General features: G+C 40.2%; 19 protein-coding genes. 5 read left to right on the top strand and 14 right to left on the bottom strand.

The features are described from left to right. Window positions 1-108: 108 nt before the first annotated feature. The 3 genes from rpmB (at window position 109) to ACF8D3_RS04940 (ending at window position 2,445) form a co-directional block, all read left to right on the top strand. Entirely contained in the window at window positions 109-345 is a 237-nt protein-coding gene (rpmB, locus tag ACF8D3_RS04950) for a 50S ribosomal protein L28 (RefSeq protein WP_004649871.1), read from the top strand. Window positions 346-357: 12 nt separating this feature from the next. Further along, window positions 358-513, top strand: a complete 156-nt coding sequence (rpmG, locus tag ACF8D3_RS04945) for a 50S ribosomal protein L33 (RefSeq protein ID WP_003654787.1) — start codon at window positions 358-360, stop codon at window positions 511-513. 216 nt (window positions 514-729) lie between these two features. Next, window positions 730-2,445, top strand: coding sequence for a cation:proton antiporter (locus tag ACF8D3_RS04940; RefSeq protein ID WP_019385728.1), 1,716 nt, complete (start codon window positions 730-732; stop codon window positions 2,443-2,445). A 52-nt stretch (window positions 2,446-2,497) separates the two neighbouring features. On the opposite strand, the gene ACF8D3_RS04935 is transcribed toward ACF8D3_RS04940, so the two are convergent. The 11 genes from ACF8D3_RS04935 to ACF8D3_RS04885 all read right to left on the bottom strand — a co-directional run bounded on the left by ACF8D3_RS04935 (window position 2,498) and on the right by ACF8D3_RS04885 (window position 12,379). Further along, window positions 2,498-2,776: a hypothetical protein gene (locus tag ACF8D3_RS04935; protein ID WP_004876712.1), complete on the bottom strand. Its 279-nt coding sequence runs from the start codon at window positions 2,774-2,776 to the stop codon at window positions 2,498-2,500. Between the two features lie 112 nt (window positions 2,777-2,888). Further along, a complete protein-coding gene (locus tag ACF8D3_RS04930) occupies window positions 2,889-3,392 on the bottom strand; it encodes a DUF6586 family protein (protein WP_392470488.1) in 504 nt (167 codons plus the stop codon). 73 nt (window positions 3,393-3,465) lie between these two features. Beyond that, window positions 3,466-3,825 (bottom strand): ASCH domain-containing protein, encoded by a 360-nt coding sequence (locus ACF8D3_RS04925; RefSeq protein WP_007478956.1) that lies wholly within the window; start codon window positions 3,823-3,825, stop codon window positions 3,466-3,468. Window positions 3,826-3,831: 6 nt separating this feature from the next. After that, the gene (locus tag ACF8D3_RS04920) at window positions 3,832-4,077 is read right to left on the bottom strand and encodes an RNA-binding protein (RefSeq protein WP_004876705.1); all 246 of its coding nucleotides are present in this window, start codon (window positions 4,075-4,077) and stop codon (window positions 3,832-3,834) included. Between the two features lie 63 nt (window positions 4,078-4,140). Then, window positions 4,141-6,120, bottom strand: coding sequence for an ATP-dependent helicase (locus tag ACF8D3_RS04915; protein WP_392470485.1), 1,980 nt, complete (start codon window positions 6,118-6,120; stop codon window positions 4,141-4,143). Between the two features lie 117 nt (window positions 6,121-6,237). After that, window positions 6,238-6,810 (bottom strand): HdeD family acid-resistance protein, encoded by a 573-nt coding sequence (locus tag ACF8D3_RS04910; protein WP_019385731.1) that lies wholly within the window; start codon window positions 6,808-6,810, stop codon window positions 6,238-6,240. Window positions 6,811-6,990: 180 nt separating this feature from the next. After that, window positions 6,991-7,749 carry a hypothetical protein gene (locus ACF8D3_RS04905; RefSeq protein ID WP_278395712.1) on the bottom strand — a complete coding sequence of 253 codons (759 nt, stop codon included), beginning with the start codon at window positions 7,747-7,749 and terminating at the stop codon, window positions 6,991-6,993. 27 nt (window positions 7,750-7,776) lie between these two features. Next, window positions 7,777-8,739 carry an NYN domain-containing protein gene (locus ACF8D3_RS04900; RefSeq protein ID WP_061397880.1) on the bottom strand — a complete coding sequence of 321 codons (963 nt, stop codon included), beginning with the start codon at window positions 8,737-8,739 and terminating at the stop codon, window positions 7,777-7,779. Then, complete coding sequence (topA, locus tag ACF8D3_RS04895; RefSeq protein WP_004876697.1) at window positions 8,740-11,379, bottom strand: type I DNA topoisomerase; 2,640 nt, start codon at window positions 11,377-11,379, stop codon at window positions 8,740-8,742. It abuts the gene before it with no gap. A gap of 33 nt (window positions 11,380-11,412) precedes the next feature. Then, on the bottom strand, window positions 11,413-11,862 hold the full coding sequence (locus ACF8D3_RS04890; RefSeq protein WP_061397881.1) for a hypothetical protein: 450 nt from the start codon (window positions 11,860-11,862) through the stop codon (window positions 11,413-11,415). Window positions 11,863-12,016: 154 nt separating this feature from the next. Next, window positions 12,017-12,379 (bottom strand): helix-turn-helix domain-containing protein, encoded by a 363-nt coding sequence (locus tag ACF8D3_RS04885; protein ID WP_004876693.1) that lies wholly within the window; start codon window positions 12,377-12,379, stop codon window positions 12,017-12,019. A 99-nt stretch (window positions 12,380-12,478) separates the two neighbouring features. On the opposite strand from ACF8D3_RS04885, the gene ACF8D3_RS04880 reads away from it, so the two are divergent. Further along, complete coding sequence (locus tag ACF8D3_RS04880) at window positions 12,479-13,489, top strand: zinc-binding alcohol dehydrogenase family protein (RefSeq protein WP_392470481.1); 1,011 nt, start codon at window positions 12,479-12,481, stop codon at window positions 13,487-13,489. A 54-nt stretch (window positions 13,490-13,543) separates the two neighbouring features. On the opposite strand, the gene ACF8D3_RS04875 is transcribed toward ACF8D3_RS04880, so the two are convergent. Beyond that, a complete protein-coding gene (locus ACF8D3_RS04875) occupies window positions 13,544-13,789 on the bottom strand; it encodes a SlyX family protein (RefSeq protein ID WP_007478968.1) in 246 nt (81 codons plus the stop codon). A 32-nt stretch (window positions 13,790-13,821) separates the two neighbouring features. Here ACF8D3_RS04875 and ACF8D3_RS04870 point away from each other — a divergent pair, with 32 nt between their 5' ends. Beyond that, window positions 13,822-15,723: an ATP-binding cassette domain-containing protein gene (locus tag ACF8D3_RS04870; RefSeq protein ID WP_392470478.1), complete on the top strand. Its 1,902-nt coding sequence runs from the start codon at window positions 13,822-13,824 to the stop codon at window positions 15,721-15,723. A 40-nt stretch (window positions 15,724-15,763) separates the two neighbouring features. Here the strand turns inward: ACF8D3_RS04870 and ACF8D3_RS04865 are convergent, their stop codons facing one another. Next, on the bottom strand, window positions 15,764-16,309 hold the full coding sequence (locus ACF8D3_RS04865; protein WP_392470475.1) for an O-acetyl-ADP-ribose deacetylase: 546 nt from the start codon (window positions 16,307-16,309) through the stop codon (window positions 15,764-15,766). Between the two features lie 136 nt (window positions 16,310-16,445). Continuing rightward, window positions 16,446-16,988, bottom strand: a complete 543-nt coding sequence (locus ACF8D3_RS04860; RefSeq protein WP_392470473.1) for a DUF4334 domain-containing protein — start codon at window positions 16,986-16,988, stop codon at window positions 16,446-16,448. Window positions 16,989-17,152: the final 164 nt, after the last annotated feature.

Raw genomic sequence — 17,152 nt, 5'->3', positions numbered from 1 at the left:
CTTTTAATCGTATTTTTGGTATAAAACGCCCCTTGAATGATTTCATCCGTTTACTTGAATGGCTAGTTGCACGAATCAGTGCTATATGAACTAGCAATGGAGTTCACCATGTCTAAGGTTTGCCAAGTTACCGGCAAGCGTCCTATCGTTGGTAACAACGTATCGCACGCAAACAACAAAACCAAACGCCGGTTCGAGCCGAACCTGCACCACCACCGTTTTTGGTTAGAAAGCGAAAAGCGTTTTGTACGTCTTCGTTTAACCACTAAAGGTATGCGTATTATTGATAAATTGGGTATCGAGAAAGTTGTTGCTGATCTCCGTGCTCAAGGTCAAAAGATCTAAGGAGTCTGAACAATGCGTGATAAGATTCGCCTCGTTTCTACAGCTGGTACTGGTTACTTCTATACCACTACTAAGAACAAACGTACTATGCCGGAAAAAATGGAAATCAAAAAATTTGATCCAAAAATCCGTCAACACGTAATTTTCAAAGAAGCTAAAATTAAATAATTTTAGTTCTTTAAAAAAACGACTTCTTTTGAGGTCGTTTTTTTTGCCCGATAGAAAACTCAAACCCACTATAAAAGATTTACATAATTTTTTTTGATGATTAAAAAAAATATCATCAACAAATCCGATTTTAGTTGTTAAAATTTTAATCTATCCACTTTGGCATTTTTTATGCTTATTTACTTTGACCTTAACCGCAACGATTAAGGAGCTTCAATGCCACATGATGTTAATTTAATTATATTACTTGCTGTTGGTTTTGGTATGGCCCTCATTTTTGGCTATATCGCAGCACGTCTACGTTTACCTCCTTTAATCGGCTATTTAATTGCGGGCATTATTATTAGCCCAAACACACCGGGGGTGGTCGGTGATATTCAACTTGCCAATCAGCTTGCTGAACTGGGTGTGATGTTTTTGATGTTTGGCGTAGGTATGCATTTCTCCCTGAGCGACCTACTCCAAGTTCGCCGTATTGCTTTACCGGGTGCGATTCTACAAATTGCTGTTGCGACACTACTGGGTATGGCCGTTTCGATGTTCTGGGGATGGAGTTTTGGTTCAGCCTTAATCTTTGGTTTAAGTCTGTCATGTGCCAGTACCGTCGTATTACTTAAAGCGCTCGGCGATCGCGGTTTACTTGACTCCGTGAACGGCAAAATTGCTGTCGGTTGGCTACTGGTTGAAGATCTTGTCATGGTCTTGGCGCTAGTTTTACTTCCTGCCACCGCAGTATTGCTCGGTGGTCATGCCCTCCCTGGCACAGATACCTCACAAAGTATCTGGATCACCATTGGACTGACGCTACTTAAAGTAACAGGCTTTATCGCCTTTATGCTCATTATTGGTAAACGACTTGTGCCAATGATCATGCAATTTGTCGCTCGTTTAGGTTCTCGTGAGCTTTTCACACTCACAGTCGTTGCTGCCGCCGTATCGATTGCCTATGGCTCATACGCTGTATTTGGCGTTTCTATGGCGCTTGGCGCGTTCTTTGCTGGAATGGTGGTAAAAGAGTCTGACTTTAGCCATCGTGCCGAAGAGGAGACCCTACCGTTACGTGAAATCTTTGCAATCTTATTCTTCGTTTCAGTCGGTATGCTGTTTGATCCAAGAATATTGGTCGAAGAGCCACTCCATATCTTAGCTGTCGTGGCAATCATCATGGTTGGTAAAACATTAGCTGCCATGGCGTTAGTTTTATTCTTCCGTTATCCAATCAATACAGCCTTGACTGTTGGTGCAAGTTTGGCACAAATCGGAGAATTCTCTTTCATTTTAGCGACACTAGGTTTAGCTCTTGGATTACTCACACCTGAAGCGCAAAATCTGATTCTCGCAGGCGCATTATTTTCTATTACGCTTAACTCTTTTATTTTCTCAGCAATCGAACCTGTTCAACGCTGGATTCGCGAACGCTCTCATTTGGCGCGCCTACTGGAACGTAGTGGTGACCCACTTGCCATGCTTCCAGATGAAGTTGATCAAGAATATCTACGCGATCAAGTGGTCATTATTGGTTACGGCGGTGTTGGCCGACGAATCAGCGAGAACCTCATGGAACAAAACATCAAAGTGGTTATTGCTGAGGAAAACCGTGAGATTGTTGAAAAATTACGTACGCAAGGCATTGCTGCGGTCAGCGGTGAAGCGACTGAACCGAATGTTTTGATTCAGGCACATATTCAACATGCCCGCTTACTGGTGATCTCACCTATGGATATTTTGGATATTCATCGTATTGTCGATATTTCTAAACAGCTAAATCCAGAAATCCAAGTACTGATTTGCGCTGAAAGTAAGGAAGAAGCAGCTGTCATCAGAGAAGAAAATATTGGTGAAGTGTTCTATGCAAAAGAAGAAATGGCGAAGAATATGAGTCATCATATTTTGAATCAGATCGAACTTGCGCACCAGTCGCCAGTACATTAAACAGTTTCAGAATAATAAAAAAGCGTACCTTATGTACGCTTTTTTTATGCAATTAACTTAAGTGAGCTGGCTGCTCATCCAGCACTTCTGCTTGCCATTGATTCATTTGTTTTTCCAACAAACCAAATAAAGCAGCCTGAATCATATGCTGAGCAACTGATGGAGTTTGATCTCCTAAGATTTCTTTAACTTCATCGCTAAACTGAATTTTCACCAATGGCTCTTTTTCAGAGTCAGCATTACGCAAAGCAAGCTCACCACCTTCGAGTTGAACAAGCTCCAAAACGGCTTCTTGATTACCAAACAATTCTTTTAACTGTTGCATTGACATATATTCTCTCCATGTTTCAACATGGTGGCAAAGCACGTTTGTACTTTGCGATCTCACGTCTTATTTATATGTGTACTGCTTGCTTAAATTTCAAGTCGTTGAATTGTTCAACTTAGAACTCGACCATTTCATTACGGAAACCATCAATCAGATGGCTCAATTCACGATGCCATTCACGTAGAATTTTGGCATCTGGCAACCACGCTTGTGGACTCTGAGTAACCTTAATAATGAGATTTGAAGAAGTTTCACTTTCTGGTTCAGGTGCAGTCGGCTCAGGTGCATATTGACACATACGATAAGCGCGTTTCAACTCTGCCACAAATCCATCTTTCGCTAACTGCTGTAAAACAACGATTTCAGGCGAAACCTGTCCTTTATCTGCCATATGCTCTTCAACCGATTTAAACGTCGGTTGTAAGTCATTTAAGCGGTAATAACGAACTAACTCCTGCAAGAACGCTAAGATTGCACCATGCAAATGAAATACAGAGGCTTCACGGTATGCTTGAGCCTGTTGAATATGCTCAGTCTGCTCGGCTTGTTGACATGCGAGTCGAGCAAAATAGAGTTTTTGATTGGTACGATCGGCATGGTAGCGAGCAACACGAGACATAACAAATCCCTTTTTTCATTTCATTTAAATCATGATTGATTGTAAAGCGAATTAACGATGAAACAAATAGCACTTAGAGCTTCAATTCAAGACGATAAAGTTTTCTTTTCGCTATGGTTTCGATTGGCTGTGAAAATGGTCGTACATTGCTGATCACCCAAGCAAAATATCCCACTGCCCAAGATGAAGCACATGCTGCATTCACTTCATCTTTTGTCCAAAGATGTACGGACTCAATATCCACCAAAGCAACAGCTCGACCGATTTCCTCTTCACCATCTGCGAGCAAGAAACTCTGATTTTCTACAATCACAAGATTTTTAAGCGGCAGATACTCAGGTTGCCATGAGCGAATTTCAAGCGTCTTTAAACCTTGTGCAATTCGCCCACCATTTGGCGCAACTATCGATAAAGCTTGATATTGCTTTAACATAAAAAATTAGGCTTTATCTTCCGCAATTTTTACACGGATACCAGCGCCTTTAACTTTCAAAGTATTTAAACCTTTTACAGCCTTAACCGCCTCACGCGGATTCGACATTTCAACAAAGCCAAAACCTTTAGACTTACCCGTATCAGCATCTTTTACGACAACGCAAGAATCAACTTTCCCATAGGTCTTAAATAAGTCGAGCACTTCTGCTTCGGTCACGCTACGATCTAAATTACGAACTAAAATTTTCATACTAAAACCTAAAAAGGATTCACGAACTCGTCAGTGAATCAACAACGATTGAATTGAGCTAGTTTAATCGAAATCTATCCCAAAACCTAAATTGATTGTCATCGAACGAGAACGATTGGCTTGTCCATAAGCTCGAGGAATATCTCGATGAATCTGAACATCAACCAAATGCTGAGGCAAATTATTTAAAAAATAACTTTCTATTTTTCGCCCTAACTCATCGTATTGATCCTGTGACCATAAATTCAGATTCTGCTTGGTCAAAATTAATTCATTTTCAGCGCGAGTTAATGCAACATAAAGGACGCGCCGCTCCTCCTCTACGTCATCAAAATCACCTTGCGCTCTGGCATGTGGGTACTGATTTGGAGAGACATGAGGAACATAGCAAACTTTCTGCTCCGCACCTTTGGCTGAATGAATGGTAATCAGTGTGACAAGGTCTTGATCAGGTGTTTTATCAATTTCCGAAATAGAAATTGGATCAAGTACATACTCTTCTAAAAATTCACCTAAAGCACTATGTTTACGCGCCAATTGTTTGACCAAGTCAAAGTCTTTAACACGACGAGACCAATCTTTGGTTTTATAATTATTTTCCAATTGCTCAGCCAATGCATCCAAGGCCAAGCCAATACAAGCTTCGACATGCTGTTGTAACACATCCAGTTGCATCAAGATCAAAATGGCTTGTTGTGGTACTTTGCCATGTCGTTCTAAACGCTGACAACGCTCCTCTATATCAGGTAGCTGAATCAATTCTTGTGCTAACTTACTTGCACCGACATCCCCTACCCCATCCCAAAGCGTGAGAAAACGCATCCAAGCCAAATCATCCTGTGGATTAACACTAACGCGTAATAAACTCAAAACATCTTTAACATGCGCCGACTCAAGTAGTTTCACACCACCAATGAAGCGATAGGGAATATTTGCTGCAATCAGCGCACCTTCCAAATATCGCCCACTAAAGCCTGAACGCAATAACACCATGTGTTCAGCCCAAGCTGCCCCTTGTAGGTGACGACGATTTAAATCTTGAATAATCCAATTTGCCTCTTCAAACTCATTACTCAAGATATGCAGTTGAGGTTTTAAGCCTTTGCCTCGATAGGCTTGTAAATGTTTGTCATAACCAATTTGGCTTTGATCAAGCAACCAATTGGATAAGTCTAAAATACCTTGAGTTGAGCGATAGTTCATTTCCAATGTAAGCACTTCGGCATCAGGAACACGCTCTTTGAAATGATGAATATTTTCAAAGTCAGCACCACGAAACCCATAGATTGACTGTGCATCATCACCTACACAAAACAATTTAACCTTCCCGACTAAAGGCTGTAACAATGCCCATTGCAACGGATTGGTATCCTGCATTTCATCGACTAAAAGTGCTGAACAGAAACCAGTGACCCATTTCACTAACTCAGGTGAATTTAGTAGGTGTACGGCAACGATCGCTAAGATATCATCATAATCTAGAAAATTACGCTCTTGCTTACGCTGCTCATAAGCTTTCATCAGTTCAGTAATTTGCACTTTATACTCTACTGCCTGTGGCAGTTGTTCAACTAAAGCATCCGAGAGTTTGGTTTTAGTGTTACGTGCATACGAATACAAATCACATAGCTCTGCTGCTTTAGGCAGCACATTACCTTTATCTTTACCACGTAATAATCGGAACATCAGCAATTGATCATCACGATCAATGATACTAAATTGTGTAAGACCAAAAGCGCGTGGATTACGGCGTAGCAGATACATACAAAAAGTATGAAAAGTGGATGCACGTAAGCCCTTAGCCTGCTCACCCATATGTTGCTCAACACGCGTAATGATTTCACTCGCTGCACGGCGGGTAAATGTCAGAATTTGAATCTGTTGCGCAGGTAGTCCCTGATCAATTAAATACGCTGCTCTTGCCACAATCGTTTTGGTTTTACCACAACCTGCTCCTGCTAAGACTAAGCAGTTTTGCACAGTGGTTGTTGCAACCTGTTTCTGTTGTGGATTCAGTTCATCAATTAGCTTGGCAAGCGTCATAAAATCGATCAGTTATAAACGAAACGTTATTTTAACAGACTCAGACACTTGATATGTTTCTGATGACTTAAAAACAAAAAGAGCATGTAAACACATGCTCTGAGGCAATCTAAATATTTAAATAGTAGTAGAACTATGAGGAAGCTGCTTAATGGCACTAGCAAAGGTCAAATAATTAATCCCTTGGAATAAAATATCAATCGCAAGAAACATACCTAATACCCAGAAAGGTGAATCAGGCGATGACAGAATTAAAATACCTGTTAGTAGCGTCAAGATACCTGAAAATAACACCCAACCCCATCCAGAAATCGGTCTGAGAATAAAAGCATTAACAGTACGAATGATACCCGCAATAATCAAAGCAACTGCCAAAAAGCTGGTAAGTACGACCGCGGTAATCACAGGCGTAGTAAACGCAAAATAACCCGCCACCAAGTACAAAATACCAAATAAGGCCCACAACCAACGTGTACCACCTTTAAACACCATAAATGCAGCGACAAAATGTAAAATACCACCCAACATCATCAGTACACCGAATAAAAGTACGGCAGATAATGTTGCAAATGGCAGCGCCGCTAAAAGAACCAAACCAAAAACGACCAATAAGACACCTAATAACAAATACCACTTACGATCAGCATGCAGCTGATTACGAATGAGGTCATTACCCACAGTTTTCATCATTATTTACTCTTTTATCATCAATGTTATATTTATATATTGAGCGCCTTTTACAGTGAATTCTGTATAAGGCATGTTGAGAATTAATGACGGAATGTCAGAAAAATCTGTGTTTTATTTCAGTTTTTTTATTTTGTAGCAATCATTTTAAATAATATGGATAAGTCCAGATTTATCCACAGTTCATTTAATCCAGCCTACTTCTTGTGCAGTTATTACGCTGATCACGGTCTGCTCTAAGTTCTGCGGCATTTTGCTTTTTTGCGCCGATAATGGAATACGCCCACCCATGATTTCAGCTTCAGTCTGCGGATACAAAGGCTGTTTATCCGCTTGAGCATAGCCAATTGGAAAAACGGGTTCACCCGTATTTAAATTATATTTATCCGTTGCGCCAAAACCATGTAGCAGCTCATGTACCAAAACGACGTTGTTCTGCTCGACTTGTTTCCGTGATGCGAATAAATTGACTGATCCAATTCGTCCTCTTTCTAATGCCGTAGAGTGTTTTAATTCCCTTGTTTGCTTTGGATCATAATAATTGAGATATAAGGTTAAACTCGGCGATCCATCAATAGATTGATGTTGCTTCCAAGCATAATAGCGAAACTTGAGACTCCATATGATATTTTTCAAAATACTTGGTTGGTCTGACATTCGTGGGGGCACAGCGTGTAACTCTCGACCAATTTGAATCATGAAATAACTACTTTGCCCACGATACTGTCGACTATTTTCTTCTAAATATTGTTTTACATCAGCAAAGTCAGCTGACTGTAATTGTTCAATATATTGTTGTGTTGAAGCCAAACCATCTGCATTGATCGGGTGTAAAAGAATATTAATGGGTTGATTCCAGTTTTGATTTTGATCGCGATATGCATTTACTGCAACGATCAAAAGCACAACTAATAGACATGCTACTCGGATATTTTTCCACATTAATTTTGTCTCAATAATTTAATATTTCTATGGCATTAATCTAGCAACTTTAACCATTTCACCATCTTCAGAAAACTCAAGCCAACCACTATGAATAGTCTTAATAGCTTCTTTATAATCTCTAATATTAAAGTCTGACTTTTTCAGAACCTCGACAACACTTTCAATTGTTGTCCAACCACTCGAATCACAATGTTGATGAATAGCTTTTTGTACAAATTTAACAAAGGTACTAAAGCTACGCTTCCTCAAATACATTTGACTACCTTGCAGCTTAGTTTCAAACAAATCTAGTGCTTGAATTAAACCAGATAGTTTGGCATGCCCATAATTTCGCGTATCAAAATCAGGCTTTACAGTCGAAATATAAGTTCCCACGGCACCTAAATACGCCCAACCACCATCATCTGAATTATCTTTCACCGCCTTATAAATTAAATTCAATGTTGCAGGATCAACCTGTTGCTTATTTTCTAATTTTCCAGTTTTAACAGGTTCTTTATTAATTTCTTTTTGCAATAAATTGTCTTGTTTTATATCATCTTTTTCTTCTATCTCAAGATTTTCGACATAAATAAATTTATCACAAGCTTTTCTAAAAGCTTCAGGTGTTTTCTTACGCCCGAAACCATAGACTATCAAACCACTTTCACGAATCCTTGATGCCAATGGGGTAAAATCACTGTCACTGGATACAATACAAAAACCATCGAGTGCGCCACTGTAAAGCAAATCCATGGCATCTATGATGAGAATCATATCTGTCGCATCTTTACCCTTTGTATAGGCAAATTGCTGTACAGGTGTTATGGCATGGGGTAGCAAAACTTCACGCCAATTTTTTAGGCTATCGCTACTCCAATCACCATATACACGCTTTACACTGGCAATACCATATTTAGCAATTTCTTCTAAAACAGACTCAATAGAATTAACCGAAGAGTTATCAGCATCAATTAATACCGCGAGTTTCTTCGGTTTTACCTCCATTTAGCCTTCTACCCATTTTCCATCTTGGAAAACTAAGCTCCACTTGGTTTGCTTACCTTCTGCTGTTTCAGAACCTACATATTGCGCTTGGTTCTTACGACTAAATTTCACTACAGTTGCATTTCCTTCTGGGTCAACATCAGGTGCTTGCAATAAGAACTGATATTTAGGATCAAGCTGATCTGCAACACTTCGTAACTCCGCAACTTTTGGTGCGCGTGTCTCACGAATTTTCGGGAATTTACTTGCCGCCAAGAATAGACCTGCTGCGCCATCACGTAACACGAAGAAATCATCATGCTTGGTTGAGCGTAGATGTTCCATTTTGATTGGATCAACACGTGGTGGCGCAGGCTGACCATTTTTTAATACTTTACGTGTGTTATCACAGCTAGAACAAGCGAAGTATGGACCAAAACGACCTGTTTTCAACTGCATCTCACCATCACATTTATCACATGGAATGGTTGGGCCATCATAACCCTTGATTTTGAATTCGCCTTCTTCAAGCTCGTAGCCATCACAATCAGGGTTATTACCACAGACATGAAGTTTACGACCACCATCAACCACATAGCTATCCATTGCCGTCCCACACTTAGGACAACGATGTTTGGACATTAAGTCTGCAGTTTCTGCACCATCATCATCTGATAATGCTGCTAAAGATTCTACAGGGGTTAAATTGAGCGTACCTTTACAACGTTCTTTTGGTGGCAAGTTATAACCAGAACATCCTAAAAACACACCTGTCGTTCCTGTACGGACTTGCATTGGACGCGAACATTCAGGACATGGCACATCTGCAACTTCAACAGGCTGATTACGGCGCATACCGTTTTCACCCTGTGCATTGGTCAAACGCTTTTTAAAATCACCGTAGAATGTATCGAGTAACTCTTTCCAATTACGTTCACCTGTCGCAACGCGGTCTAACTGTCCTTCTAAATCTGCTGTAAAAGCATAATTCATCAAGTTGTTAAAACTTTCATCCAAACGATCAGTAACGATCTCACCCATCTTTTCTGCAAACAGACGACGGTTTTCAAGCTTTACATAACCACGTTCTTGAATCGTCGAGATAATCGCAGCGTAAGTCGATGGACGACCAATGCCTTTTTTCTCTAATTCTTTTACCAAAGATGCTTCAGTAAAGCGCGCAGGTGGTTTAGTAAAATGTTGACTCGGATCAAGCTTCTCTAGCTTAAGCACTTCACCTACTTTTACCGCAGGCAATAAAATATCATCATCAGATTTATTGGCACCACGAACGCGGGTGAAGCCATCAAACACCAAAGTACGACCTTTGGCTTTCAATTCAACATTTGCCGCTTCAACCGTTAAAGTTGATGATAAATATTCAGCTGGTGTCATTTGACACGCAACGAATTGACGCCAAATTAAATCATATAAACGCTGAGCATCACGTTCTACGCCTGCAAGCTTGTCACCCGTCAAAACTACATCTGATGGACGTATTGCTTCGTGGGCTTCTTGTGCGCCTGCTTTATTGCCATAACGATTTGGTTTCGCTGGTAGGTATTTGTCACCAAAGCTTTGTTGAATATGGTTACGTACCATATTCACAGCGTCATCACTCAAAAAGGTTGAGTCGGTACGCATATAAGTAATAAAACCACCTTCATACAAGCGTTGCGCAAGCATCATGGTTTTCTTTACAGAGAAACCTAAGCGTGTGCTGGCTGCTTGTTGTAAGGTTGAAGTGATATAAGGTGCGCTTGGGTTTACCTTAGTCGGCTTATCTTCGCGTAACGCAACTTTATATTCTGCGTCTTTTAATACATTGAGTAATGCATCAGTTTCAGCTTTATTTTTAAGCTTAAGCGTTTTACCTGCTTGTCGAACGGCTTCTAAACGAATGTCATCTTTCTTAGACAAGGTGTCTGCAAAGACTTGCCAATATTCTTCTGGAATAAATGCACGAATTTCACGTTCACGCTCAACAACCAGTTTTACCGCAACAGATTGAACACGCCCTGCAGAAAGTCCACGCGCAATTTTTTCCCACAAAAGTGGTGACACCATAAAGCCAACAACACGGTCAAGGAATCGACGTGCTTGCTGTGCATTGACGCGGTTTAAATCAAGGCGTGTTGGCTGTTTAAACGCTTCTTGAATCGCATTCTTGGTAATTTCGTTAAATACAACACGATGGTAACGACTGTCATCACCGCCAATCACTTCACGCAAATGCCAAGCGATTGCCTCCCCTTCTCTATCCAAATCCGTTGCGAGATAGATGGCATCGGCATCTTTAGCGAGCTTTTTTAATTCAGCAACAACATTTTCTTTACCTGGAAGCACTTCATAATGTGCAATCCAATCATGTTCAGGATCAACACCCATACGGTTGATCAATGCACTTTGAGCTTTCTCAGCTTTTTGTTCTTCTGTGAGCTTGGTTCGTGTAGCTGGCTTCTTTTCTGTTGATTTTGCACCGCCACCTGTAGGTAAATCACGTACGTGACCGACCGATGACTTCACAACAAATTGTGAGCCTAAATATTTATTAATGGTTTTCGCTTTTGCAGGCGACTCCACAATCACTAAGGCACGTTTATTTGCAGCAGATGTTGAAGCTGCTGTGCTTTTTGAAGCAGAGCGTGGGGTATTCGCCATAATTAAAAAAAATTCCTATGATCAATCAAAGAATTAGCGCTTCGCTAATTCATGTAAATAAGCTTTCATATCTTCAAGCTGTGTCGCTCTCAGGTCTGTTTCTTCATCCCAATAAAGCCCGACACAGTTAGCCTGCATATCAATAGCATAAACTCCTGTTAATGCAATGGGTAAATCATTAAATTTCTGATCACCTTGCACCACTTCTAGCTTGCCATCAACTACTCTTGCTCGCATCAGCGCTAAGCGTGCATCTGGAATAAGCACACTATAATAAGCCACCATGCTGGCACGTTTTTCTGAAGCCATTGGAACTTTTGTCCATTCTGGAGCAACAATTAAACGCGGATGTAGTCCCATTTTTCGTGCTTGATCACGCATTAATCCTAGTGCCTTTTCTCTCGGACTTACACGCAAGCCAAAAATTGAACCCAGTACAAAAAGTACAATCGCAACCGTTATCCAAATTCCAATATTACTCATAATGTCGCCCAAAACATCCTTTTATTAGCGTTACATAAGTTGAATAAAAAAGGCAAGTTACAACCTAAAAATATTACTCAATTCATTTATAAACTAGAAATCGATCTATTTATATAAAATGATACTTCATCATCTATAACTGCTTCGATTTATTTTATTCAACTGAAGTTATTTTACCGAACTGATCAATATGAGCATCTCCCCAACTTTTTAGAGCCAATAAAATATGCTCTAAACTATGGCCAAAATCAGTTAAACAATATTCAACTTTAGGGGGAACCTGAGGATAGACCTCACGGTGAATAATGCCATCTTGTTCTAACTCACGAAGTTGATTGGTCAACATTCTCTGTGTAATAGAAGGAATACGTTTTCGAATTTCGTTAAACCGTAATGTACCTTCATTTAATAAATGCCAGAGAATAACGCATTTCCACTTTCCATCAATCAAGCTAATGGCGGCTTCAACAGAACAACCAGGTGAGCAATCAAAACTCGAATGTCGTGCTTTTGCCATACAACAGTATCCTTTTTGACACTATGAGCGTTATTTGTGTGTAGTCACATAATCTAAGCTTACGCTAAGCTCAAATTCCGAACAAGAGGAATCACCATCATGAAAGCTGTGGCATATCAAAAAGCAAGTCCTATCTCATCTACAAGTGCGCTCATTGATATTGAAATTGATGCACCAACCGCACAAGGTCATGACTTACTCATCCGCGTTCAAGCAGTTTCTGTAAATCCAGTTGATACCAAAATTCGTCACAATGTAAATCCTGAACAAGATCAATGGAAAATTTTAGGGTGGGATGCTGTCGGTATCGTCGAAGCTATCGGCGAGGAGGTAACATTATTTAAAGTTGGCGATATTGTTTGGTATGCAGGCGCACTGAATCGTCAAGGCAGCAACAGCGAATTGCATTTAGTAGATGAGCGCATAGTGGGGCATAAACCAAAGTCGATCGATACTATTGAAGCCGCGGCCTTACCTTTAACGGCAATCACCGCATGGGAAATGTTGTTTGATCGTTTAAAAGTACCGACTTCATCACCTTTAAATACTACTATCTTGGTGATTGGTGGTGCTGGTGGTGTAGGTTCAATGGCTATCCAACTGCTCAAGCAATTAACTAATTTAACAATTATAAGTACTGCCTCTCGTCCTGAAACAGCCGAATGGGTCAAACAGCTCGGTGCAGATTTTGTTTTAGACCACCGTCAACCCTTAGCAGAGCAAATAACCAAGCTCGGTCTAAATGCACCAACGTATGTATTTTCGACCACTCAAACCGATCAACATTTACCTGATATTGCACAACTGATCGCCCCTCAAGGGCATTTCGGCTTGATTGATGACCCTGAGCAATTAGACATTAAGCCCTTTAAATCAAAGTCAGTGTCGATTCATTGGGAATTTATGTTCACACGCTCAATGTATCAAACTGAAGATATGATCAAACAAAGTGAGCTGCTTAATCAAATTTCAACACTTGTAGATGCTGGTAAAATTAAAACCACAGTAACCCAAGTTTTATCTCCAATTAATGCAGAGAACCTCAAACAAGCACATCTACAAATCGAAAGTGGCTCAACGAAAGGTAAAATCGTACTGCATGGTTTTTAATATTAAACTGTCAAATAAAAGACAAAATATGGCAAGTTTCACGCTTGCCATATATTAATAATGCGGTGGTTTATTACTCATCGGATCAAAAGGTGCAATTCCTTCAGATAAATCGGATGCTTCAACACGTTGATACAAAATTTGCATTTGTTTTTTTAAATCAGCTATTTCTTTGGTCTGAATTGCCAATTGTTGATTTAACTGTTCAACTAAATCATCTAAAAATGCAATTCGGACTTGCAAATCTTCAATGGGTGCGGAAAATGACGCGTGATCATCAAAATTATGTTGTTTAGTCATTTCAGACCTCATCTGAACTTTTAGGAAACATTATGGCCTATATTACTTTAAGGGATGTCCATCTCGCATTTGGCGGACCTGCCCTACTCGACGGCGCGCACTTTAATCTAGAACGTGGCGAGCGAGTCTGTTTGATTGGCCGTAATGGTGAAGGTAAGTCTACTTTATTAAAACTGATTGAGGGAAGTTTATTGCCCGATACGGGTGAAGTTTCGATTCAAAATGGCTTAACTGTTTCAATGTTAACCCAAGATGTGCCAATGGATTCAGGCAAAGTAGCTGATATTGTTGCTGACGGCGCAGGCGAAGCTGCAACAGTACTCAAAGAATACCATGAAGCAAGTGATGCCTGCGTACTCGGCGATATGGAAGCCTGCGATCGTATGGGTATGTTGCAACATAAACTCGATCAGCTTGATGGTTGGGCGCTTGAAAACAAAGTGAATACCATCTTAGGTAAAATGGGACTTGACCCAAATGCCGATTTGGCAGACCTTTCAGGTGGTCGTAAGCGCCGTGTACTACTTGCACGCGCCCTGTTGACTCAACCAGATGTATTACTACTCGATGAGCCAACCAACCATTTAGACGTTGAAAGTATCGAATGGTTAGAAAAATTCTTACTCGATCAAAACAATCTCACATTACTATTCATTTCGCATGACCGTTCATTTGTTGACAGCATCGCAACACGTATTGTGGAGCTTGACCGAGGTATTTTGCGTGGTTACGAAGGTAACTATTCACGCTATCTCGAACTTAAAGCACAACAAATGGAAGCAGAAGAAAAACAAAATGCTTTATTTGATAAAAAGCTAGCAGAAGAAGAAGCATGGATTCGTCAAGGCATTAAAGCGCGCCGTACTCGTAATGAGGGACGTGTTCGCGCATTAAAAGACCTACGTGAACAATCTAAAGCACGTCGTTCGCAGCAAGGCAAAGTAACGATGGCGGCACAAGAAGCCAATCGTTCAGGAAAACTCGTTTTTGAAATCGAGCACTTAAGTGTCAGCTATGATCATAAACCATTGATTAAAGACTTCTCTGCAATTGTACTTCGTGGCGATCGTATTGGCTTAGTTGGTGATAACGGTGTCGGTAAAACCACCTTGATCAAAGCGATCTTAGGTGAAATTGAGCACGGTGGATCAGTAAAAACAGGTACACAACTTGAAGTCGCCTATTTCGATCAACTCCGTAATGCACTTGACCTTGAAAAAAGTGTCATGGCAAACGTTTCGGAAGGTTCTGATTACGTTGATGTGAATGGAAACCGCCGCCATATTTACAGTTATTTACAAGACTTTCTATTCTCACCTGAGCGTGCGCGTACACCTGTTAAAGCACTTTCAGGTGGCGAACGAAATCGTATTTTATTGGCGAAACTGTTACTTAAACCATCAAACTTAATCGTGATGGATGAGCCAACCAATGATCTCGACATGGTGACTTTAGAGCTGCTTGAAGAATTACTTTCAGAATACAAAGGTACGCTATTACTGATCTCGCATGACCGTGCATTTATGGATAATGTCGTGACTTCAACATGGGTATTCGATGGTAAAGGCAACATTGACGAGTACATCGGTGGTTACCAAGATTACTTGGAGCAACGCCCAGATCAGAAAGTCGTAGATCAAAAAAGTGATGTAAAAAAAGCACAAGCCAAAGCTGAAGCTGCGGCAGCAACAGCTGCACCGAAAAAAGTAAAACTCAGTTATAAGGATCAGCGTGAGCTCGAACAACTCCCTGCTGAGATTGAAAAACTAGAAACTGAACAAACTGAACTATCAGAAAAATTAGCAGATGGTTCATGGTTTGTTTCGGATGCCAATGCCGCAACTGTAGCAAGTCAACGTTTAGCAGAAATTGAAGAATTATTGCTAGAAAAATTAGAGCGTTGGGATGAGTTAGAAAACGCATCTAAAGGATAATTAAATCATCGGGCACCTATCATCGAGATAGGTGCTCGATTTAAATTACTGCAATGTCATCTAATTTCAGTGCATTTTTGATTACTTGATAAATATTAAAATTCTCATCATCAAAACAGACAAATACAACTTCTTCTACACTTCGCCCATTTCTAAGCTCATCAGCAATGCTTGTAAATGCAATCTGTGCGGCAAGCTGTTTAGGAAAGCGATATATCCTTGTTGAAATATTTGGAAAAGCGATAGATTTAAGTTCCAAGCTTTCAGCCAATCTAAAGCTATTCAGATAAGCATTTTCCAATAATAAAACCTCATCGTGCTGTCCATCGACCCAAGTGGGTCCAACGGTATGAATGACATATTTCGCAGGCAAATTTCCCGCTGTCGTCATCACCGCTTCACCAACAGCACAACCACCCTGTTTTGCTCTTATTTTTTGACAATCTGCCAAAATCGCTGCGCCGCCTTTTCGGTGAATTGCACCATCTACACCACCTCCACCTAAGAGAGAAGTATTGGCTGCATTCACAATCGCATCCGTAGCAATTTGAGTAATATCACCTTTGATTATTTTTATCGTTTTCAACGATTTGCTCCCGTTTTGTAGTCATTTATATATATCAACAAAAAGCATATGCTTTATCTTTTTAGATTTAAAAAGTGTAAGTACAACTTGATCTCAGATTCAATTTGCAAAAGATAAATCCTCACAGAGAGTTAGATTATTCAAAGCCAAGCGAACTTTGATTATCGCGTTGCAGAATAAAAAAATAGGGCTGAGCTTGCTGTTTTAGATCCATCCAGCCTAATACGGTATTCTCATCTATTTTTCGAAACACATCGTGAATGGGCTTTTCATCATAAATCATTGTTGCCGATCTTGTCCCTCGAAACTCAGTCATTCTTAAACGTGCTTTACTGTCTTTGGTTTTTAATAGTTTCAAAGCACCAGCTAGATACTTACTGTTATTTTTCAGAAGGCTAAAATCAATATTTAGAGGCAACCATTTCGGATCAAGGAAAAATAATGCTGTTTTCTTCGCATTAAGTATCACTAGCGGATATACCGTTTCCTGATCAATAAATAGCTTCCCATACCAGCTTGCCAGCTCCAATAGTCCATTCATCGGATGACCTGTTACTACCTCAAATCCTTTCCAGCGACCATACATAAATGAACAGTCAACCCCATCTAATTGATCATAAAACTCGATCATTTTCTGAACGTCGACTTTCTTTCCTTGTGATATTTCCTGAATATTCATCATCCCTTCCCTTTTTTGTTTTATTGATCCTCAACTCAATCTGGATTGAGTCTGATGTGATCTGCATTGTATTACAGCTAAAATAAAGGCAAAGAACTTATCATTCAATTTCCGCGGAGTAGCAACCGAACAAAAACTTGTTGGCATATTCTCAGGCTCACTTC

This window comes from Acinetobacter sp. YQ_14 (genome assembly GCF_043102985.1).
GTDB classification, from domain to species: Bacteria; Pseudomonadota; Gammaproteobacteria; order Pseudomonadales; family Moraxellaceae; genus Acinetobacter; species Acinetobacter venetianus.
This window is presented reverse-complemented; position numbering and strand designations above follow the sequence as displayed.